This is a genomic window from Pseudomonas sp. TWR1-1-3, assembly GCF_049896805.1.
Classification (GTDB): Bacteria; Pseudomonadota; Gammaproteobacteria; order Pseudomonadales; family Pseudomonadaceae; genus Aquipseudomonas; species Aquipseudomonas bubulae.
On the sequence record NZ_JAFCUZ010000005.1, the window covers coordinates 525,375 to 545,921 of the forward strand.

Annotated in this window: 22 protein-coding genes and 1 pseudogene; 7 read left to right on the forward strand and 16 right to left on the reverse strand. The window is 58.7% G+C overall.

Annotated elements, in window-relative coordinates:
• Positions 1–65: 65 nt before the first annotated feature.
• Entirely contained in the window at positions 66–731 is a 666-nt protein-coding gene (gene elbB, locus ACP7BE_RS20810) for an isoprenoid biosynthesis glyoxalase ElbB (protein WP_095000691.1), read from the forward strand.
• Here elbB and ACP7BE_RS20815 read toward each other — a convergent pair whose 3' ends face one another.
• Both ACP7BE_RS20815 and ACP7BE_RS20820 read right to left on the reverse strand, forming a co-directional pair.
• Complete coding sequence (locus ACP7BE_RS20815) at positions 732–1,184, reverse strand: YaiI/YqxD family protein (RefSeq protein ID WP_016783011.1); 453 nt, start codon at positions 1,182–1,184, stop codon at positions 732–734.
• Between the two features lie 53 nt (positions 1,185–1,237).
• Positions 1,238–3,136, reverse strand: a complete 1,899-nt coding sequence (locus ACP7BE_RS20820) for a cytochrome c/FTR1 family iron permease (protein ID WP_095017801.1) — start codon at positions 3,134–3,136, stop codon at positions 1,238–1,240.
• Between the two features lie 372 nt (positions 3,137–3,508).
• Here ACP7BE_RS20820 and ACP7BE_RS20825 point away from each other — a divergent pair, with 372 nt between their 5' ends.
• The 4 genes from ACP7BE_RS20825 to ACP7BE_RS20840 are packed head-to-tail and all read left to right on the forward strand — an operon-like array spanning position 3,509 to position 6,661.
• Complete coding sequence (locus ACP7BE_RS20825; protein WP_426107082.1) at positions 3,509–4,906, forward strand: COG3014 family protein; 1,398 nt, start codon at positions 3,509–3,511, stop codon at positions 4,904–4,906.
• Positions 4,907–4,916: 10 nt separating this feature from the next.
• A complete protein-coding gene (locus ACP7BE_RS20830; RefSeq protein WP_153379250.1) occupies positions 4,917–5,288 on the forward strand; it encodes a YcfL family protein in 372 nt (123 codons plus the stop codon).
• 35 nt (positions 5,289–5,323) lie between these two features.
• Positions 5,324–5,911 carry a penicillin-binding protein activator LpoB gene (lpoB, locus tag ACP7BE_RS20835; RefSeq protein WP_095017803.1) on the forward strand — a complete coding sequence of 196 codons (588 nt, stop codon included), beginning with the start codon at positions 5,324–5,326 and terminating at the stop codon, positions 5,909–5,911.
• 3 nt (positions 5,912–5,914) lie between these two features.
• Positions 5,915–6,661 (forward strand): penicillin-binding protein activator LpoB, encoded by a 747-nt coding sequence (locus tag ACP7BE_RS20840; protein ID WP_426107085.1) that lies wholly within the window; start codon positions 5,915–5,917, stop codon positions 6,659–6,661.
• Between the two features lie 38 nt (positions 6,662–6,699).
• Here the strand turns inward: ACP7BE_RS20840 and ACP7BE_RS20845 are convergent, their stop codons facing one another.
• The 5 genes from ACP7BE_RS20845 to ACP7BE_RS20865 all read right to left on the reverse strand — a co-directional run bounded on the left by ACP7BE_RS20845 (position 6,700) and on the right by ACP7BE_RS20865 (position 11,606).
• Positions 6,700–7,584: a LysR family transcriptional regulator gene (locus tag ACP7BE_RS20845; protein WP_095000685.1), complete on the reverse strand. Its 885-nt coding sequence runs from the start codon at positions 7,582–7,584 to the stop codon at positions 6,700–6,702.
• A gap of 10 nt (positions 7,585–7,594) precedes the next feature.
• Positions 7,595–8,284, reverse strand: a complete 690-nt coding sequence (locus ACP7BE_RS20850) for a cysteine hydrolase family protein (RefSeq protein ID WP_240055612.1) — start codon at positions 8,282–8,284, stop codon at positions 7,595–7,597.
• 121 nt (positions 8,285–8,405) lie between these two features.
• Entirely contained in the window at positions 8,406–9,038 is a 633-nt protein-coding gene (locus ACP7BE_RS20855; protein WP_095000684.1) for a LysE family transporter, read from the reverse strand.
• 100 nt (positions 9,039–9,138) lie between these two features.
• Positions 9,139–9,696 carry a mechanosensitive ion channel family protein gene (locus tag ACP7BE_RS20860; protein WP_095000683.1) on the reverse strand — a complete coding sequence of 186 codons (558 nt, stop codon included), beginning with the start codon at positions 9,694–9,696 and terminating at the stop codon, positions 9,139–9,141.
• Positions 9,696–11,606, reverse strand: coding sequence for an ATP-binding cassette domain-containing protein (locus ACP7BE_RS20865; RefSeq protein ID WP_095000682.1), 1,911 nt, complete (start codon positions 11,604–11,606; stop codon positions 9,696–9,698). The genes ACP7BE_RS20860 and ACP7BE_RS20865 overlap by 1 nt, the downstream gene beginning before the upstream one ends.
• Before the next feature lie 50 nt (positions 11,607–11,656).
• Here ACP7BE_RS20865 and ACP7BE_RS20870 point away from each other — a divergent pair, with 50 nt between their 5' ends.
• Positions 11,657–12,121, forward strand: coding sequence for a TIGR02444 family protein (locus ACP7BE_RS20870; RefSeq protein ID WP_095020093.1), 465 nt, complete (start codon positions 11,657–11,659; stop codon positions 12,119–12,121).
• Here the strand turns inward: ACP7BE_RS20870 and ACP7BE_RS20875 are convergent.
• Positions 12,118–13,074 (reverse strand): AlgP family protein, encoded by a 957-nt coding sequence (locus ACP7BE_RS20875; RefSeq protein ID WP_095017806.1) that lies wholly within the window; start codon positions 13,072–13,074, stop codon positions 12,118–12,120. The genes ACP7BE_RS20870 and ACP7BE_RS20875 overlap by 4 nt on opposite strands.
• A 248-nt stretch (positions 13,075–13,322) precedes the next feature.
• Here ACP7BE_RS20875 and ACP7BE_RS20880 point away from each other — a divergent pair, with 248 nt between their 5' ends.
• The gene (locus tag ACP7BE_RS20880; protein WP_095000678.1) at positions 13,323–13,988 is read left to right on the forward strand and encodes an FKBP-type peptidyl-prolyl cis-trans isomerase; all 666 of its coding nucleotides are present in this window, start codon (positions 13,323–13,325) and stop codon (positions 13,986–13,988) included.
• Between the two features lie 59 nt (positions 13,989–14,047).
• Here the strand turns inward: ACP7BE_RS20880 and rsd are convergent, their stop codons facing one another.
• The 8 genes and pseudogenes from rsd to ACP7BE_RS20920 all read right to left on the reverse strand — a co-directional run.
• Complete coding sequence (rsd, locus tag ACP7BE_RS20885) at positions 14,048–14,518, reverse strand: sigma D regulator (RefSeq protein WP_095000677.1); 471 nt, start codon at positions 14,516–14,518, stop codon at positions 14,048–14,050.
• 190 nt (positions 14,519–14,708) lie between these two features.
• Positions 14,709–15,236, reverse strand: coding sequence for a disulfide bond formation protein B (locus tag ACP7BE_RS20890; RefSeq protein WP_095017808.1), 528 nt, complete (start codon positions 15,234–15,236; stop codon positions 14,709–14,711).
• A gap of 220 nt (positions 15,237–15,456) precedes the next feature.
• The gene (locus ACP7BE_RS20895; protein ID WP_095000675.1) at positions 15,457–16,698 is read right to left on the reverse strand and encodes a heme biosynthesis protein HemY; all 1,242 of its coding nucleotides are present in this window, start codon (positions 16,696–16,698) and stop codon (positions 15,457–15,459) included.
• Entirely contained in the window at positions 16,695–17,822 is a 1,128-nt protein-coding gene (locus ACP7BE_RS20900) for a uroporphyrinogen-III C-methyltransferase (RefSeq protein WP_095000674.1), read from the reverse strand. Before ACP7BE_RS20900 ends, ACP7BE_RS20895 begins: the two co-directional genes overlap by 4 nt.
• Before the next feature lie 16 nt (positions 17,823–17,838).
• Positions 17,839–18,606: a uroporphyrinogen-III synthase gene (locus ACP7BE_RS20905; protein ID WP_095020091.1), complete on the reverse strand. Its 768-nt coding sequence runs from the start codon at positions 18,604–18,606 to the stop codon at positions 17,839–17,841.
• Positions 18,603–19,544, reverse strand: coding sequence for a hydroxymethylbilane synthase (gene hemC / locus ACP7BE_RS20910; protein ID WP_095000672.1), 942 nt, complete (start codon positions 19,542–19,544; stop codon positions 18,603–18,605). Before hemC ends, ACP7BE_RS20905 begins: the two co-directional genes overlap by 4 nt.
• 126 nt (positions 19,545–19,670) lie before the next feature.
• Positions 19,671–20,417: a LytR/AlgR family response regulator transcription factor gene (locus tag ACP7BE_RS20915; RefSeq protein ID WP_095000671.1), complete on the reverse strand. Its 747-nt coding sequence runs from the start codon at positions 20,415–20,417 to the stop codon at positions 19,671–19,673.
• Positions 20,414–20,545 (reverse strand): annotated as a pseudogene (locus tag ACP7BE_RS20920) (sensor histidine kinase); the annotation flags it as partial. The gene ACP7BE_RS20915 and the pseudogene ACP7BE_RS20920, both read right to left, overlap by 4 nt.
• Positions 20,546–20,547 lie beyond the last annotated feature (2 nt).

Consider the following 20,547-nt stretch of genomic DNA (forward strand, 5'->3'; position numbering starts at 1 on the left):
TGCGAAACCCTATGGCATCAAGCGCCAAATCAGGCGACATTAATGCCATGAACAAGGAGATCGACATGACCACTAAAAAAGTTGCCGTGATTCTTTCCGGCTGCGGCGTCTATGACGGCGCCGAGATCCACGAAAGCGTGATCACCCTGCTACGCCTGGACCAGCGCGGCGCCAAAGTACAGTGCTTTGCCCCCGACATTGCACAACTGCATGTCATCAACCACCTGACCGGCGAGCCAATGCCCGAGTCACGCAACGTACTGGTGGAGTCAGCGCGGATTGCCCGGGGCGAGATCAAGGATATTCGTGAGGCCAAGGTCGAGGATTTTGACGCCCTGATCATACCGGGCGGGTTTGGTGCCGCCAAAAACCTCTCCAGCTTTGCCACCGATGGTGCTGCGTGCTCGGTTCAGGCTGATGTGCTGAGCCTGGCCGAAGCCTTTGCCGAAGCTGGCAAACCGATTGGCCTGATGTGCATCTCACCTGCCATTGCCGCCAAGATTTATGGCCCAGGCGTGATCTGCACCATCGGCACCGACGCAGATACCGCTGCAGCCGTCACCAAAATGGGTGGCACCCACCAAGAGTGTGAAGTGTCGGAAATTGTCGAGGACAAGGCCCGCAAGCTGGTCAGCACCCCGGCCTATATGCTCGCCAAATCCATCAGCGAAGCAGCGTCAGGGATCAACAAGATGGTTGACCGCGTGCTTGAGCTGACGCAAAAAAACTGATCAACCCCGTGCCAGCCGGGTCAGGATACGGTCCAGGGCATTGGCGAACGCCTGCTTGTCGCGTTCGCCATAGGCACCCTGCCCGCCGCTGACCTGGCCTTGCTCGCGCAGATCGGTAAACAGATTACGCACCGCCAGGCGCTCGCCCATGTTTTGCGGGTCAAACTCCTTGCCGCGCGGGTCCAGCGCGGCAACGCCCTTTTTGACCAGCCGGTCGGCCAACGGCACATCGCTGCAAATCACCAGTTCGCCGGGCACGGCGTGCTCCACCAGATAATCATCCGCCGCATCCGGGCCGCTGGGCACCACAATCAGTTTGACCAGGGCGTAGGTCGGTTTGATCTGGCTCTGCCCTGCCACCAGCACCACCTCAAACTGACGCTTGAGAGCGAACTTGATGACCTGATCCTTTGCCGCCTTGGGGCAGGCGTCTGCGTCGATCCAGACACGCATAGAGAATTGCTCCTGAGTGTTGCCGCTCCCACTGAGGGGAGGTGTATAAGGATTTAAGAAGCCTGCACCCGACGCTTTTCCGCCAGTTTGCTTCGGCCGTACAACACGATAATTGCCAAAATGGCTACGGCCTGCGCACTCAGCGAGTACGCATCTGCATGAATACCCAGCCAGTCGAAGTCGAAGAACGCGACAGGCCGCGTGCCAAAGATGCCCGCCTCTTGCAGCGCTTTCACGCCATGCCCGGCGAATACCACCGACAGGGCGCAGAGCAAAGCCGCGTTGATGCTGAAAAACAGCGCCAATGGCAATTTGGCCGAGCCACGCAGGATGATCCACGCCAGGCCCATCAGCAAGACCAGTGCCGTGGCGCCGCCCGCCAGTACCGCGTTGTGGCCCGCCGGGCCGGCTTGCAGCCACAGGGTTTCGTAGAACAGGATCACTTCGAACAGTTCGCGGTACACCGAAAAGAACGCCAGTATCGCGAAGCCAAAACGACCGCCACCGCTGACCAGGCTGCTTTTGATGTAATCCTGCCACGCGGCGGCGTGACGACGGTCGTGCATCCATACGCCCAGCCACAGCACCATGACGCTGGCGAACAGCGCAGTACAACCTTCCAGCAGTTCACGCTGGGCACCGCTGACGTCAATCACATAGGCCGCCAGCGCCCAGGTCGCCAGCCCGGCCACCAGAGCCAGACCCCAGCCGACGTTGACACTGCGCACCGCCGATTGCTGGCCGGTATTGCGCAGGAAAGCCAGGATCGCGGCCAGCACCAGAATTGCTTCCAGGCCTTCACGCAGCAAAATCAACAACCCGGAGACATAGCTCAAAGTCCAGCTCAGGCCATCGCTGCCCAGCAGCCCGGCAGATTCCTTGAGCAAGACTTTGGCCGCTTCCAGTCGCTGCTCGACCTGCTCGATCGGCAAGCCGTCCTGCAGCGATTGCCGATAGGCCATCAGGGCTTTTTCAGTGTTTTTGCGCACATTGGCGTCAACGTTATCCAGCGAGCTTTCAACGAGTTCAAAACCTTCCAGATAAGCCGCCACCGACAGGTCGTAGGCTTGCTCACGGTCACCGGCGCGGTAAGCCGCAAGGCTTTTATCCAGGGTGGCGCTGGTGTAGTCGAGCAGCTGCGCCGGGCCGCGTTTGACTTGCGGCGGCTGCGCCCGCTGGGCACGGAACGTTGCGGTCGCCTCGGGGCCTTCAGCCGCCAGCACTTCATTCGGGGTTTGACGGGCAAGGTCCGCCAGGTTGTAGGTTTTGTCTGCCTTGCTGGCACTCGGGTCGGCACTCAGCCCGGCGATGTAGGTGGCCAGGTCCCAGCGCTGACGCTCGTCCAGCTGATCAGCAAACGAAGGCATATCGGTGCCTTCAACCCCCAGGCCAAGGGTGTTGTAGATCGCGTAGAGGCTCAGCCGGTCCAGGCGCTGCGCGTCACGCAGGTTCGCAGGCGGCGGCGTCATACCGACACTGGCAGGGCCGTCACCGGCGCCGGTTTCACCGTGGCACACCGAGCAATGCTGGGCATACAAGGGTGCGCCACGGGTAGGGTCAGGGGTAATGGCGGGGGCCTGGCTGACCTCGTAGGCCACCGCCAGTTTGGCACCCAACTGACGTGCTTCATGCGCAACGGCGGTGCCGTCTACACGCTGTTCGATGGCGCTTTGCAGGGCGTTCACGCCTTGCAGCAGCTCCTCACGCTCAGGGCGTTGCGGCAAGTCCGCGAGCAGGCCTTTGAGCACGGCCAGAAACTCGAGTTGCTCGCGGTATTCGGTCTCATCAATAACCTTGCCGTTTTCAACTGTGGGCGGATAGTCAGCACCAATGTAGTCAATCAGGTGCAGCGCTTGTGAGGCGCCTTCCGGGGTGTTGGCAGAGGCAACAAGGCTGCACAACGCGAGCACGGGCAACAATAGCCATGCCAAAAAACGCGAGCGGGAGGTCATCGATCAATCCGGATGGAAATGAGAAGTAACATATTGTTTACCGTTACTGGCTGCCGACTCAAGGCCCTCGTATGCGATCGAGCCGTAAATCAGCGAATTGCAATTCTGCGATTGAACTGGCCAAACATAGCGAGCCTTGCAGATTGATCGCCCCTTTATTGCAAGTGCTTGTGGGTTAACTATCGCCACAAATGTAGGCATTTTCCCAAAGTGATTAAACACAGCCATCACGCCCTGATTAAGGCTATTTCCCCTCCGCCGACGCTGCTAAAAATACCGATCCTTCACCACAACTGATCACCCGTACTCGGGCCCGGTCTCTGCGGTATCGACAAGTATTTATGGTTTATACGCCCGGGGACACTCATACCCATGACCGCTCGCGCCCTTAACGCTCTCATTTTGAGCGTGCTCACCTTACTGACTGGATGCTCGGTATTTCGTAGTTATGACAGCGAACTGCAAGCCACCAACCAGCAGTTGTCGGCTGGCAATGTCGATGGCGCACTGGTCCTGCTCGAACAAAACAACAGCAGCCAGAACAAAGACCTTCTCTACTACCTGGAAAAAGGCGAGTTATTGCGCGCAAAGGGCGACCTTGCTGCAAGCCAGAAGGCATGGCGCAACGCTGACAAATTGATATATGCCTGGGAGGAGTCGGTCAGGCTCGATACCGCCAGGTACCTCGCACAGTTCTCCAGTTTTCTGGTCAACGACAAAGTCCGCCGCTATGAAGGCCATGACTACGAGAAAGTCTGGTTGAGTACGCAAATGGCTCTGAATCTGTTGAACCTTAACGATTTCGAAGGTGCCCGCACGGAGATCAAAAAAACCCATGAACGCGAAGCCCTGATCACTGAACTTCGGGACAAGGAATACTTGAAACGTGAGCAGGAAGCAGAACGCAGGGGAGTACGAGCCCGGTTCAAGGATCTGCGTGGCTACCCGCTGGAAAGTCTTGATGCACCCGACGTACTGGAGCTGAAAAATAGTTATCAGAGCGCCTTTAGTCATTATTTGGCGGGCTTTGTTTATGAGGCTTTGGGTGAACGAAGCCTTGCCGCACCAGGCTATCGAAAGGCCGCAGAACTGCGACCCAACACACCTCTGATCGAGCAAAACCTGCTGAACCTGGACAAACCAGAGGCCCGCAGCGATGAAAGCGAAATTCTGATAGTGCTGCAAAATGGCTTTGCACCGGCGCGAGACTCAATACGTCTCCCACTGCCATTAACCATCAGCAACAACCTCGTCATTACGCCGCTGTCATTTCCGGTGATCAGGCCTTACACCCCCAATAGGCCCCTCACCCATGTCGTCGTCAACGGCCAGCTCCATCCCCTCACCTTGCTTAACACCACCACGACCATGTCGCGTCGCGCCCTGCGCGATGAACTGCCGTGGATCCTCCTGCGTAGCAGCGCGCGGGCTGTCACTCGAGGCGTCGCACAAAAACAACTCAATGACGACAACCCGCTGGCCGGCCTGCTTCTGGGAGTTGCTTCGACTGTTCTGGAAGACGCGGATACGCGCACCTGGCGCACCCTGGCAGACAACACATATGTGGTGCGTTTACGCCTCAGCCGTGGTGAGCATCAAATTAGCCTGCCCGACATCCCGGGCAGTACGCCGATACGCATAAGGGCCGAACGCGGCTATCAGGTCATCACGATACGCACGATCGGTAATCGCGTTTTCCACCATGCCGCCGCTGGCAGTACTACACCCGTCACCCCCCCGCTGGCTTTCATAAGCCGACAAAAACCCTGAGGAACCCACGATGCGATATTTGCTCTCGGGCGCTCTGGCGCTGTTTTTACTGATCGGCTGCGCCACACCGTCACCTCCACAACCCAACAGTGCAGCAAGCAAGATTACGGTCATGGGCAAGTTCAAACATATCTCTGCCGGAGCGATCCGCGTAGCGCGTGTAAATGGCTTCATGACCGTAAACGCCCAGATGACCAACACCAGCCGCCACAACCGATTGGTTTATTACCGCTTTACCTGGCTGGGCAAGGACGGGTTTCCCGTTGCCAATGAAGAAGGCTGGAAAACCATCACCCTGTACGCCAAACAAAACACTTTTATTCCTGCTATTGCACCAGTGCCTCAAGCCAGGGATTTCCGCCTGGAAGTGAAAACCCCCTGAGCCTGTAGCCTTTGTCACACCTGGAGAGCTATTCCATGCTTGCACGCACTTCATTACTCGCCCTTATGCTGATTCTGATCAGCGGGTGTTCCAACACTTCGCCAGTCATCGGCGGCAAAAACATAGCTTATGGCGACACCAAGGCTGTGGAACTGATCACCAATGAATTTGGCTCGACTGACCTGCAGATGATCGCCGAAAGCATGACACGCTCCCTTGCTCAGTCCGGCATTCTTCAGGGAAGGCCGGTGGTACAGGTCTACGATGTGAAAAACAAAACCAGCGAGTACATCGATACCCGCCAGATAACCACGTCGATAAAAACCCAACTGATGAAAACCGGCACCGTTCGTTTTGCGAGCGACAACACCGACATGCAAAGCCAGGTCGACCAACTTCAGTTGCAAAACCAAAGCGGCCTGTACAAAAAAACGACGATCAGCAAGACCGGCAACATGATCGCAGCCAAATACCGCCTCGAAGGCTCCATCACCTCGATTGTGAAGCGCAGCAAGGACTTCAAAGATGTTTTCTACACATTCAACCTGCAACTGGTCGATCTCGAAAGCGGCCTGGCGGAATGGATGGACGACAAAGAAATCCGCAAAACAACGGAGCGCTAAGCGATGCGTATCTGGATATGCGTTATCAGCCTGCTCTGTATCTGGGAAGTTCAAGCTGCCCCCAAAATAGCCGTGACCGACCTGGCTTATGAGACCCGTGTACAGCAATACGTCCAGTCAACCACTGCACGTAACCGTTTTCAGTCCGGCCCGAACAACGCCAATGGCTCGGCGAGCTACCAAACGTACGAGAACCGAAACAGCTACATCCAGCAAAACGAGTTGCGCAATTTCAGTGGCGATATCAAAGGAAAGATTCTCAAATCCGGGTTGTTCCGACTGGTGCAGGCCACGCCTTACAAAGCCAGCGACAAAACGGATGTTTATGACGTCATCAAGCGCATAAAGGCCGGTCATTTCAAAGGCGCCGACTACGTTCTGTTTGGCACGGTGTCTGACATTGATTTCACCCGGGACCTCAACGCACTGGCCAATACCAGGAGTTATTCGGCGATACTGGGGTTGACGCTGGTTGCTGACTTCAGCCTGATCAACACCCGTACCCTTGAGGTCACCTCAGCATTCACTGCCATGGGTAAAGGGGAGGACATCAAACTGACAAACCGCCACGATCTCAGAGTGTCCCTTAACCGGCCCCAGGTTATACGCGACGTAGCCGCAACCCTTGGCGAGGACGTGGTACGGCGACTACAAGAGCAACTGACAGGCATTGCACCTCAGCCGCCAAAGAGCGCGCCAGCACCACTCAACAGACTACCCGAGGATGAAGCTGCGGTGATTCTGCGCTGAGCCCTGAGCACAAGCCAGTTGTCGCTCAACAGCTGAGATCAGACCGACGTGTAATGCTGAGCCATGAACTCGACAAAAACACGCACTTTGGGGGCCAGAAGGCGGGCGTGCGGATAGAGGGCAAAGTAATGACGCTGGCCTGCGTTGTAGTCGGGAAGAATCTGTACCAACTGGCCGCTTTGCAAGTTCTGTTGCACCGTCGCCCGTGTGAACGCGGCAATGCCCAGACCGGCCAACGCGGCGCTGTGGAGGGAGGTAATGGTGTCGGTTTTGAAACGTCCGTTGAGCGCCACCACCACGGTATCAGCCCGCGCCGAATTCAACCGCCACTCATTGCTCCCCGTAAAACCGAGTAACTGATGGGTAGCCAGCTCGTCGACCTGGCGTGGCAAGCCTTGGCGACTGACATAACCGGGTGCAGCCACCAGAATCAGATCGGATACGGTCAGTTTCTTGGCCACCAGCGAGGAGTCTTCCAGGGGGCCGCTGATGCGCAGTGCAAGGTCGAAGCGCTCAGCCACCAGATCAACAAAACGGTCCTCGCAGGACAGGTCTACCCGGATCTTGGGGTAGCGTTGCTGGAACCCGGGCAACCAATTGCCCAACTCCAGCGTCCCGATCACCAAAGGCACGCTGATACGCAGAGTCCCTGACGGTTCGCTGCCATCGTCGGCAACAGCCAACGCCGCTTGGTCGAGCCGCTGCAAAATGTCGAGGCAGGCCGCGTGATAGCGCTCCCCTGCCTCAGTCAGGCTCAAGTGCCGGGTTGTGCGGTTGATCAACCGCACACCGAGTTGTGCCTCCAGATGCTGTAAATGCCGGGACAATGTCGAAGACGTGGTTTCCCATTGCTCGGCTGCTGCCGAAAATCCACGATTCTCGACGATGCAGCAAAACGCCCGCATGGCCAGCAACTGATTCATCGATTGAGATTCACTTTAGAGGCAATTTAACGATCTGCGCCGTAGTCATGACGTCGCCAAAGGTGTCTTCGACTGAAGCCAGGGCTGCGCGGTGCAGGCTATTTGCATCAATGCTCGAGCCGTCTGCCCGGGTAATACTGCGGGTAGCGGAAGCATCAGATGCTACCACGACCTGGTACCCCAGCGGCGCAGCGTCCCGAGCGCCGCCGGCCACGCAGGCATGGGTCATCAGGCCGGCAATAATTACCGTCTTGATGCCTTTTTCCTTCAGCAGGCGGTCCAGTTCAGTGCTGCCAAAAACGCTCACGGTGGTTTTTTGCAACACCGTATCACCCGCGCGAGGCAGCATCTGCGGGTGGAATTTCACACCTTCGCCGTCCAGCGCAAAAACCGCTGAGCCCGCCGGGGCGATATGCTGAATCTGATAAACCGGAATCCTGGCCTTGTCCGCGAATGCAATAAGCTCGCGAGTCTTGTTGAGTGCCTTCTGGCCGTCCGGGATCGGCAACCGGCCGGTGAAGTACTCCTGCTGAAAATCAATCACCAGTAAAGCCGTAGAGGCCGGGTCAAGACGATCAATCGGAACAGCGCCAGACATGGCACGGATAGTGGGGTTGGGATTGACGGCAGGCTCAGCCGCGATGGCTGAAGTTGCCGCCAGACTCAGACAGGCGAGCAATGAGGACAGTAGTTTGGGCATTGTAAAAGTCATATGAACCTCTGGTTTGGAATGATGCAACGGAGGGTAAAAGTCTAAAAAGACCGATACCTCGCTACAACGCCAGGGCGCGCATATGACTTATGCGCTTTTTGCACAGATTTCAGTTTGTAGCGCGATGCAACGTCGCCAGAAAACCCGCCGCGCCAACAAACAGACCGGCAAAGGTGCGGTTCATCCGGCGCTGTTGTTGCGGCGTACGCAGCAGACGCAGGACCTTGGACGCCAACCCTGTGTAACCGGCCATGACGATCAGGTCGACGCAGATCATGGTCACGCCCAACGTCAGGTATTGGGACACCAGCGGCGCTGCCGGGTTTACGAACTGCGGCAGCACCGCGAGCATGAACACCAGCGCCTTGGGGTTGCTGACGTTGACCAGAAAGCCGCGAAATACGAGAGCCAGCGGCTTGCCGATGGGACGCACGGCGGCGTCATCGCTCAGATCAGCCGGCAGGGCACGCCACTGTTTGACGGCGAGGTAAACAAGGTAAGCCACGCCGAACCATTTGATGGCATAGAAAGCGGTAGACGAGGCTGCAAGGATGGCGCCGACACCGGCTGCGACAATGGCGATTTGCAACGCCAGGCCCAGTTGCAGGCCCAGGGCATTCCAGTAACCGCGCCAGAAACCATACTGCAGACCGCACGACATCGAAGCAATCGCGCCAGCGCCGGGGGACAGGCTGATCACCCAACAGGCAGCAAAAAAGGCCAACCACGTTTCCAACGACATCGCACACCTCGGACAAGATCTGTAACAAGTCCCTTAAGCTAATGCGTTGGTTGAAAATTGACCACAAATTTCTGAGGGTAGTTTTGACTCTGCGGGAGCGTTACAGGTCGCTTTCTCGCCAGCGGCGTACCGAGCGCTGGAAGAACAGACTGTTGGGGACTTGCACCATGCTGCTACCACTGCCCGATTCAGCGGGCTCGATCAGCGTGGTGTAAAGCAGATTGATGGCCACCACACGGCCTTTGACGCCGGGCTTGTCCAGCGTGTCGAGCAACTCCACCACGTCGCCAATGCGAAACGGCCCCACGGTAAAGATCAACACTGCACACAGCAGATTGGAAAGCACGCTCCACATGGCGAAGAAGGCAATCGCCGCCACCGCCACAAAGCCCGACAGCGCCGTCCACAACACGGTGGCCGAAACCCCCAGACGTTCCAGCACGACGATCACTGCGCTGCCCATGATGAACCAGCGCAAGCCGCCGCGCAGCGGCATCATCAGTTGCGGAGGAAACGGGTAGCGCTCGCCCAGCCGCGTCAGGAAGCGCGCCACGACACGTTGGGAGAAGTAACCCGCCAACAGAATCAGCAAAATCTGCACACCGATCCACAGCGGTGCGATCAGTTCGGCGGGCACTGGCAAGTGCAGGGCTTCCATCAGGACAGGGCTTCCAGTTCTGCTTGCATGGACTCAAGCAATTCCAGCGCTTCCATCCACCGCTCTTCCAGCTGGCTTTCGAGCACTTTGAGCTTGGCCTGTTCCGCCAGCAGATCACGCAATTCATCTTTGCGCGCAGCTTCGTAAACGGCACTGTCGCCCAGGCTGGTTTCGATTTTCGCCAGCTTTTCGTTGACCTTGCCCAGCTCGCTCTCAAGCTTGTCAGCTTCGCGTTTATGCGGTGCCAGCTGCTGACGCAACGCTGCAGCGGCCTGACGTTGAGCCTTTTTATCGGTCTTGTCAGGGTTGACCAGCGTGGTGCTGACCGGCGCATTGCGCAAACGGTAGTCGGCCAGCCAGCGCGCGTAGTCTTCGAGGTCGCCGTCAAACTCCTGAACCTTGCCATCGGCAACCAGCAGGAACTCATCCGTAGTGCTCTTGAGCAGGTGGCGATCGTGGGACACCACCAGCACCGCGCCGCTGAACTCTTGCAGAGCCATGGTCAGCGCCAGACGCATTTCCAGATCGAGGTGGTTGGTCGGTTCGTCGAGCAGCAACAGATTCGGGCGGCCCCAGGCTATCAATGCCAGCGCCAGGCGGGCTTTTTCGCCACCGGAGAAGTTCAGTACCGGCTCGTCGATCCGCGCACCCCGGAAATCGAAACCACCGAGGAAGTCGCGCAGGGTCTGTTCGCGCTCGGTCGGCGCCAGACGCTGCATATGCAGCAACGGGCTGGCCTTGGAATCCAGTGAGTCGAGCTGATGTTGGGCAAAATAGCCAACCACCAGATTCTCGCCACGGGCCAACCGACCCGACAGTGGCTCCAACTCGCCTGCGAGGTTTTTGATCAGGGTCGACTTACCCGCGCCGTTTGGCCCGAGCAAGCCAATACGGGCGCCCGGAACCAGTTGCAGCTTGACCTTCTCGAGGATGGTTTTGTCGCCATAACCCAGGCGCGCATCGGACAAGTCGAGCAACGGGCTGGAGAGCTTGACCGCTTCGCGGAACACGAAGTCGAACGGCGAATCCACATGGGCCGCGCTCAGCTCTTCCATACGCTCAAGGGCCTTGATCCGGCTCTGCGCCTGACGGGCCTTGGTGGCCTGGGCCTTGAAGCGGGCGATATAGCTTTCCATGTGCGCACGTTGCGCCTGTTGCTTTTCGTAGGCCTGTTGCTGCTGGGCCAGACGTTCGGCACGGGCACGCTCAAATGCGCTGTAACCACCGCGATACAGGGTGATTTTGCGCTGATCGACGTGGGCAATGTTGTCGACCACGGCATCCAGGAAGTCCCGATCGTGAGAGATCAGCAGCAAGGTGCCAGGGTAATTCTTGAGGAAGTCTTCAAGCCAGAGAATGGCGTCGAGATCCAGGTGGTTGGTCGGTTCATCGAGCAACAAAAGATCCGACGGGCACATCAGGGCCTGAGCCAGGTTCAGGCGCATCCGCCAGCCACCGGAAAAATCGGCAACCGGGCGATCCATCTGTTCGTTGGTAAAGCCCAGTCCGGCGAGCATTTTGCGCGCCCGTGCATCGGCGGTGTAGCCGTCGGCGCTGTCCAGCTCGGAGTGCAGGCGCGCTTGCGCAGCACCGTCCTCGTCAGCTTCGGCCCTGGCCAGATCGGCCTGCACCTGGCGCAATCGCTGGTCGCCATCGAGCACATAGTCGATCGCAATGCGGTCGAGGGTGTCGATTTCCTGGCGCATATGGGCGATCCGCCAGTCGGCCGGGAGCAGACAATCCCCGGAATCAGGCGTCAACTCACCCAGCAGCAAGGCGAACAAAGTGGATTTACCGGCGCCATTGGCGCCGACCAGACCGGCTTTGTGGCCGGCGTGCAGGGTCAGCTCGGCGTCTTCTAGCAGACGTTGCGGGCCACGCTGTAAAGTCAGGTTCTGAAGTCGGATCATAATGGCGGCGGAGTCTACCAGCTTCCCTCTCAACTGGCGCGAATTGCACTATGCAGACTGACCTGTGGAATTACTGTTTGAACCTCTATGCCCGACCTGGGGTGGAGCAGGCCTGCCTGCAATTGCAGGACCAGGGTGTGGATGTGTGTGTGCTGCTGTGTGCAGCCTGGCTTGAGGAGCGCGGCGTGGCCTTCGACAAGGCGCGCCTTGGGCAACTGAATGCCTGTGCCGGACCCTGGCAGCACGAAGTGGTTCAGCCGTTGCGACAACTGCGAACACGCTGGCGCGAAGCAGCCGCGCACGACGATGCACTGGCGACGCTGCGCGTGCAGGTCAAGGCATTGGAGCTGGAGGCCGAACGGATGTTGTTGCGGCGCCTGGAATCCGTGACTCAGGGCTGGTCGGAAACGCCATCGCAGGATACCTGCGCCTGGCTGCAGAAGATGACGGTCGATGCCGGTCACCCTGATTGCGACGCGCTGCATACGCTGCGCGTCGCAATCAATCGCGCTTAAGAAGCGCTGGCTGGGGTCGTAGCCGAGTTTGTAGCGGTTACCGGAGTTGACGCCGGGGTTGTAGCGGGTGCCGCGGCGGCGGACGTCACGGCGGGCTTGGCCGGAGCCGTGGCCGGTTTGGCAGCTGCTGGCCTTCTTGCGGCAGGCTTGGCTGCTGCAGGTTTAGCCGCTGCGGGTTTTGCCGCAGGCTTGGCCGCTGCAGGTTTGGCCGTTGCGGGTTTTGCCGCAGGCTTGGCCGTTGCGGGCTTGGCCGCTGCGGTTTTAGCGGCAGGTTTGGCCGCTGCAGGTTTAGCAGCAGGTTTGGCCGCCGCTTTTACCGGGGCTTTTGCTGGTACTGGTTTGGCTGCTGCGGGTTTGGCGGTCGGTTTTGCCGCAGCCGTTTTGGACACTGCCGGCTTGGCCGCTACGGTTTTTGCAGCAACTGGCTTGGTCGCAGGCTTAGCCGCCGCTACTTTGCCGGCAGGCTTGGCAGCTGCTTTGGCCGGTGCTTTGGCCGGAGCCTTGGCAACCCCTTTGGCAGCCGGTTTTTTCGCTGCCGCTGCAGGCTTGGCATCGCGACTCGACAAAGCCTTGCCAACAGCCTCTTTGACTCGACCGATACCTTGGGCCAACTTCAGGCTTTCTTGAGCATCACGTTTGAGTTGCAGAATATAAGTGCGCGTTTCGCTTTGACGGTCTTTGAGTGAGTCGAGCAGTTGCTCGAGCTCTTTGACCCCAGACTTGGCCTTGGCCTGAGCCTTGGATTTTCCGGCGTTGGCGGCGTCTTGCAGTTTTGCACGTGACTTGTGCAGTTTTTCCTGCGCTTTACCGCGCTGCTTTTCAAGCTTGGCGAGCAGTTTCTCAGCATCAGCCAACGCTTGGGAGCAAGCGTTTTCCAAATGCTCAAGCAGACTGCCTGAGAGCTGTTGGAGCAAGTGCAACGGCGTATTTACGGGCTTCTTATTGGCCGACATGGTTTACCTCCTGGCTGAAGTGAGTGCGGCTCATACTAGACCTCTGCAACTACCGCCGCTAGGGCATGTTGACACTAAGGATAGCTGCACGTTGCATGACGTCGAAAAACTTGTGCTGGATCAATCTTTAACGGCCAAGCCAGCTAAATTCAAAGAGTGCCCAAACGTCTTTTAGCCCCTTCGAATTAAAACATCGGCGCCGCTCGGGCGCTGGCATAATCGCTCGCACATCACGCCGGAGAACCCCCATGCCGCGTTACATGTTTTGGATGTTGTTGTGCCTTGCGCCTGTGGCTGACGCAGCCCCCTCTCCCTCCCCCGACGACGCCCGCGATCTGGCCTACAGCATGGGCGCCAGCCTGGGCGAACGCTTGCGCCAGGAAGTCCCCGAGCTTCAAATCCAGGCACTGATCGAGGGCCTGCACACCGCCTACCAAGGCAAACCGCTGGCCCTGACGGATGAGCGCATCGGCCAGATTCTGGCGCAGCATCAGGCTCAAACAGATCCCGGGCAGGCCTCGTCAGGCATCAACGCCGCCCTGAGCGCTGAAGAAGTTTTTTTGCTGGTCGAAAAACAGCAACCCCAGGCTCGCGAGCTGGCCGACGGCATCATCCTGACCGAACTAAAACCCGGCAAAGGCGCCAAGCCCGGCCCACAGGATTCGGTGTATGTGAGCTATGTGGGCCTACTGCCCGATGGCACCGTGTTCGACCACAGCACCCAACCACAATGGTTTCGCCTGGGCAGCGTTATCGCCGGCTGGCGCAGTGCATTGGTACAGATGCCGGTGGGTGCGAAATGGCGGCTGGCGATACCTTCAAGCCAAGCTTACGGCACCCAGGGGGCCGGGGATCTGATTGCCCCCAATACACCACTGGTGTTTGAAATCGAACTGTTCGCTACCCGAAAGTAACCGTCCCGGAAATAAAAAACGGCGCGCCATTGCGCACCGTTTTTTAAATGAATTGTTGCTTAAGCCTGAGCGGCTTCTTTCTGCTTGTGCGCGCTGTGCAGCACTTCGATCAAGCAGTCTTCAAGCTCAAAACGCTCATCAAGCAGAGCGCCCAAAACCTTGATCTCTTCTGCCAGCTTGTCACAGTCAGGGCGATGGGCCTTACCATCACAATGATCGTTGAAAGCCAGGGCGGCCTCCGTAATCACGTTGATACGCGGGTAGATGGTCTCTGCCAGGGCAAGCCCGCGCTCGTCATTGAAGGCCTTGGCCTCCTGATTGAGCTGCTCGTAAATCTCGAAATGGCCTGCGGAAACATAGTCGACCAGCAGCTGGCAAAACTCTTTTTGAGGCCCGCGTTTGGGATTGTTTTGCTGCTCCAGCAGAACCGCATAAGCCTTCACAAGTTTACGGCGCTCAAGCAACCAGCGGTCTACCAGTTGGTGGACGCCGTTGAATCGTTCCTGAGCACTCTCGCATCTTTCGAGCATGATGATCTCTCTTCCCTTGTGGGCCCATGCCACCCGACATCAGCCAGGCCTGTGTGAACCAAAACCTGCACGATTGCACGGGCATTGGGCGGCATAACTCCGTGATACGTGCGGGCCAGATTATGCCCGCTTGCCAACTGCTTCAAGGTACCCACGAGAGAAAATTCATACAAGTGTTTAATCCCAAGTGCTACTTCACGTCGCAGTCACGGGGTAATTTGTCCCTGGCAATCGAGCGACTGATCTGAAAGATGGCAAGAACAAGCAGCCCGATAAAGGCCAGCAAGCTCAACTCGGGAATGCTCAAGTCAAAGATGGTCCAGTGAATATGTGTGCAGTCCTCACTGCCACGATAAATCATCGAAATGATTTCACTCGGCGACATGTCGCGCCAGATGCAGGCCAGCTCTGGCTGACAGAGCATCAGTTGATCTGGCGCCAGCTCTTGCAGCCATACCTGCCTCAAGGCACTCGCCGCGCCACCCAGCGCGAACAACATGGAGGCAAGGGAGTAACACAACATGCCAAAACCTTTGGGGCCATGGGCAAAAGCCACCAGGTTGACGAGGCAGAAATCCAGCAAGAAAAAACGCTGAACCTGACATAGCGAACAAGGCTTGAGCCCGGGCCCGTACTCGAGATAAAAAGTGCCGCCCATTACCAAGGCGCCTACTACAAAGGCTAAAAAGAAAATAAAACGTGAAGCTGCCAAGAACATGGCTTTTCCATGACAAAAGAGACAGTTGGTTACGGTAGATGAAAGCCATTAGCCCTTTCAAGGTGACCCTAAGCGGATAGTTCTCGAAGAAACCAAGGAAACCCCAACAGAAACACTAAGCCTTTAGAACAAATCATGTAGGAAAAGGCAGATTGCCCCTCGCTCGCTCAATACTGCAGGCAGCCCCACGTGTGCCGAAACACACGCCAGGCTGACCTCTTCACAGGGTCGTGGCAGTGACTGGCAAGGGGGATGCGAGCAAACGCTCATCCAGCAAATTCAGCCCTTCCTGAAAAAGCTGATTGCTGCGCCCCGTATCCCCCAACTGGGCCAGCAGTCGTGCCAGCTCGGCACAGGTTTCGGGGTTGCGCTCCACCTTGAGGCTGCTTTCAAGGTAATCCCGCGCTTTGCCCCACAAGCTGTTTTGCAGGCACAGGCGACCCAGGGTCAACAGCAGGCTGGCATCGCCGGGATGGCTCTTGAGCCAGCCTTCGGCGGCCTGCAACTGCTTCACCGGGTCACTGCCGCGCAGCAGGCCATAGAGGCGCACAAGATGGCTGTCATAACTGCGCTTGAGCGCCCCGCGCAAGACTTCTTCGGCTTCAGTTTGCGCGCCCAGCTGGCGCAATTGCTCGGCATAGGCCAGCACGAGCGCGGGCTCCTGGCGCTGGGCCGAGGTAAGCTGTTGCCAGGCGCGTTGAAGTGACTGCAACCCCGCCTCGCCTTCGCTTTCACGCTGGGCCGCCAGGCTCAGATTCTGCCCCCAGGCCCGTCGCTCCAGCTCGGCCAGCTCCTTGGGCGGCAATACCTTGTCCTTGCGCAGCTCTGGCAACAGGCGGATCAACGCCGTCCAGTCGCCACGCTGCTGGTGCAGACGCTGCAGCTGGCGCAACACCTGAACATTGTGTGGATGGCGCTCGTGCATGGCCTGCAAGGTCACCAGCGCGCCCTCGGTGTCAGCACGGTCCACCTGCAACTGGGCATGGCTCAGGGCAATGGCCAGTTCGGCCTGAGGCTGGCGTTCCAGCGCTCGCTCCAGCAGGTTGTCGCTTTCTTCGTAGTGCCCCTGCTCGTTGGCCGCTCGTGCAGCCCCCAGGTAGTAGAGCAATGGCTGCGGCTCGGCTTCGGCGGCACGGGCCAGATGCTTCTGTGCGCTGGCCCAGCGGCCCTCGGCAAGGTCCATCTGGCCTTGCTCGATGGCGATCTGCACTCGACGGCTGCGGTTGCGCCGCGACCACGGGTTGACCAGCCCTGTAGAAGCCGTCACCAGCTCCACCAGCAGCTTGACTCCCCACACCAGCAGCCACAGGACGGCCAGCAGCGCGAGCGTTGCCCAGACACTGGATTCGTAACGGAAATTTTTATAGGCGATCAGCACATAGCCCGCATCTTCAGCAATTGCCAGGCCGATGCAGGCCGCAGCTGCAATCAACAAGAACACAATCACGTAGAAGCGCTTCATGGAAGTGCCTCCTGCGCAGGGCTGGCAGCCGCTTTGACCGGCTCTTGCGCACGCACATGCCGACGCTCAAGGTAGGCCTGTACTGCGCTCAAGGCAGCCGCAAGGTCCGGGGTTTTTACCGTAACCGGCTGCTTGCCGAGTTCAATCACTTGCTCGAGGATTTTTTTGCTCTGCGGGTTATCCGCATTGAAGTTGCCCTTGAGCACATCTTGCGCCTGCGCCAGGGCCTGGGTGTAAACCGACTCCTGGCCATTGAGCGCCGCCCACTGGGCTTGCTCCAGCGCCAGGCTCAAGGCCAAGCGAACCTGGGTCAGGCTTTGGCCAGCCAACAGGGGGCGCACATTTTTGTCGGCATTGAAGTCGATGCGGATGTAGTGCGAGATCTCCTCCCACCACCGGGACCAACGGCTCGCGCCATCGCCATCAGCGGTGAGGCTGGCCAGCGAGTCACCCTGGTTCTGATAGGCCGGGGCCAGCGCACTGAGTTGCGCCACTTGATCACGCAAGGCCGCCAACTGCAAAAACAGTCCGGTGCGGTCCGGCTGCTCAACACTGCGCAATGCAGTCAGGCTTTTGGCCAGTTGCTCACGAGCGGCGAATGAACCCGGATCGTTCTGCTCACGCAAAATCGCGTCCGCGCCCTGTACCAGTGCCTGGGCGCTGGTGACGTCTTGCAGGGCCGACAAGCGCAAGGTGGCAAGACGCAACAAGTGCTCGGCCTCGGCCAGGCGCCAGTCTTTACGGCTTTCGCCCAGCACGGTTTCCAGGCGCTGGTTCAGGCGCTGCTGATCGCCTTGCAGCTGCACGACCAATTGGCGCTGATTATCCAGTTCACTGGCCGAAGGCAGTTGGTTGAGCCGCGCCAGCAGCTTCTGCTCGCCCTGCTTGATCGAAAGCGTTTGCGCGGCCAGGGCCGGTACGTCGCTCAGCTGCTCTGCGGTGGCAGCTTGCAGTTGACGCACCTGCCAGACCCCCCAGCCGCCGACAGCAACACCGGCGGCGCCGAGCAACAGGGCGAAAACCGCCAGGCCATTGCCTCGACCCTGTGGTGCAGGTTCGGTTTTTTTAGCCGGCGCTTCTGGCGCGGGCTGCACGTGTTCTTTGGACAAGACTGTTTCGCTCACGAATCCATCCTTTGCATTAGAAAGCAGGTGCGGGATGCTCCCGCAGCGCCGCCAGCAAAGCCGTGGCGCTTGCACCACGACAATCCACAACATGTTGCGCCCCGGCGCTGCGAGCCAGCTCAGCAACCCGCGGGCTTGGAACAAACAACGGCAGGCACCCAAGCATGGGCCAGGAATCGCCTGCCATCTGCCGTAAATGTTCAAAACCCTGCCCACTGCTGACCACCAGCGCGTTCAGGCGTTCCACTTCAACCCGCCGGGACAGGGTTGCAGGCGGGTATGACGGCAGTACGCGGCGGTAGACTTCAAGGTAGTCGACCTGCGCGCCAATGCTGCGCAGACGATCCGCGAGCAACTCGCGACCACCCTCCCCACGCAGGATCAACACGCTGGGCTGATCCCCCCCCACTGCAGACTTGAACTCGGGCATCGCCAGCAGCGCCTCGCTGTCATCACCCCGTTGAGGGTAGCTAACATCGAGGCCGTAATCGGCGAGAATCTGCGCCGTCGCGGCGCCAACGCTGAACCACTTCTGCCGGGGCGCATGCGGCCAGTACTGGCTGACCAGCTCAAGCCCCAGGCGCGCCGCAGGCTTGCTGACCACAATCACTGCGCAATACCGGTCAAGACCCGCAATCAGCGCACGCTGAGCCTCAGTCATGGTCAACGGGCTGATCGCCAGCAGTGGCAAGCTGCTGCTATATATCCCGGCAGCCGCCAGCTCAGCGGCCAGCGCGGCCGATTCCTCGGCTGGCCGGGTCAGCAGCAAGCGCCAGCCTGTCACTCGTGACCTGCCTCACCATAAACGGCTTTGAGAATATCCCCAGCCCCTTGGGCCAGCAGAGCCTCAGCCACTTGCACACCCAACTCACTGGCGTGTGCACGCGGCGCACGGGCGTCGGCACTGAGCAACACACCGCCACTCGGCTCGCCGACCAGGCCGCGCAGCCAGATTTGCTCGCCTTCAAGCACGGCATAACAGGCAATCGGCACTTGGCAGCCACCGTTGAGATGCTTGTTCAGCGCACGCTCGGCCGTAACGCGCACGGCCGTATCGGCGTGATGCAAAGGCGTCAGCAGGGCATGGATTTCGGGATCTGCGCTGCGGCATTCGATACCCACTGCGCCTTGGCCACCGGCTGGCAAGCTGTCTTCGATGCTGATGGGTGATGTGATGCGCTGTTCAAAACCGAGGCGAATCAGGCCGGCAGCCGCGAGGATAATGGCGTCGTATTCACCTGCATCGAGCTTGGCCAGACGGGTATTGACGTTGCCACGCAGAAAGCGGATTTGCAGGTCCGGACGGCGAGTCAGCAACTGGGCCTGACGGCGCAGGCTCGACGTGCCGACAATGCTGCCCTGAGGCAAATCGTCGAGGCTGGCATAGGTGTTGGAAACGAAGGCGTCACGCGGATCTTCGCGCTCGCAAATGCAAAACAGACCCAGGCCTTCAGGGAAGTCCATCGGTACGTCTTTCATGGAGTGCACGGCGATGTCTGCTTCGTTTTCGAGCAGGGCTGTTTCCAGCTCCTTGACGAAGAGCCCCTTGCCGCCAATTTTCGACAGCGGCGAGTCCAGCAGCTTGTCACCACGGCTGACCATGGGCACCAGCGTCACCAAAATACCGGGGTGAGCCTGCTCTAAACGGGCTTTAACGTATTCGGCCTGCCAAAGAGCCAGGGCGCTTTTACGGGTAGCGATGCGGATTTCGCGAGAGGACATGGATCAATCCGTACTGAAAAGATACGGCTGATAATAACAGCTCAGCCAAAACAGCTTTGACTTGTATCAGAAAGTCCTCGGCCTCCCTGGCCCAAAAACGGCGTATCCACGCCTTTTGAGCACGAATTACAGTTGCTGCATCATCTTGCGAACACCCGCCACATGCCTGCGGCTCACAATCAGCGCATCCCCGTTCAGGCCGCGCAGGAACAGCTGGAAATGCCCAAGGGGCGTGCGTTGCAAGCGCTCGATGCGGTCTCGGGCCACCAGTGCATTACGGTGAATACGCACAAAGCGTTCACCAAACTCGTCTTCGAGTGCCTTGAGCGGCTCGTCGAGCAGAACTTCACCGCCAGCGTGACGCAATGTCACGTATTTATGGTCAGCGATAAAGTAGATCACCTGGTCGATAGGGATCAGCTCAATGCCTTTTCGGGTTCTGGCACTGATATGACTGCGTGGGCCACTGCCCGTTTGCGCGGCAGGCCGGGTGAGTGCAGCCAGCTGGATGCGGTTGGGCCGGTGCGCCTCTTTCAGGGCAGCACGCAGGGCATCTGCGGTGACCGGCTTGAGCACATAGCTGACACCGCTCTCTTGCAGGGCCTGTACGGAAAACTCGTCAGGCGCCACGCAAAACACCACCGAAGGCGGTAGCTCGCGCTCGCACAATTTGGCTGCAACCTGCAACCCGTCGAGGCCTGGCAGGCGGATATCGAGCAAAACGACATCCGGTTTCAGGCTTTCGATCAGGTTAAGTGCCTCTTCGCCATTAGTGGCGCCAGGCTCCAGCAACGTATAGCCCCCGAGCGTGCTGAGCAAATGGCTCAAATGCTCGCGGGCCAGGGTTTCGTCATCAACGATCAGGACATTCATATAGCGCTGTATTCCTGCGTGAGTCTCGCACAAGGATAGCGTAGACAGGTGATGTGACGACTGTCACGGCGATCCACGCTAAGACTAGCGCGAAGGCCAAAAAGTGCCGCAAACCTCACAGCAATATTCA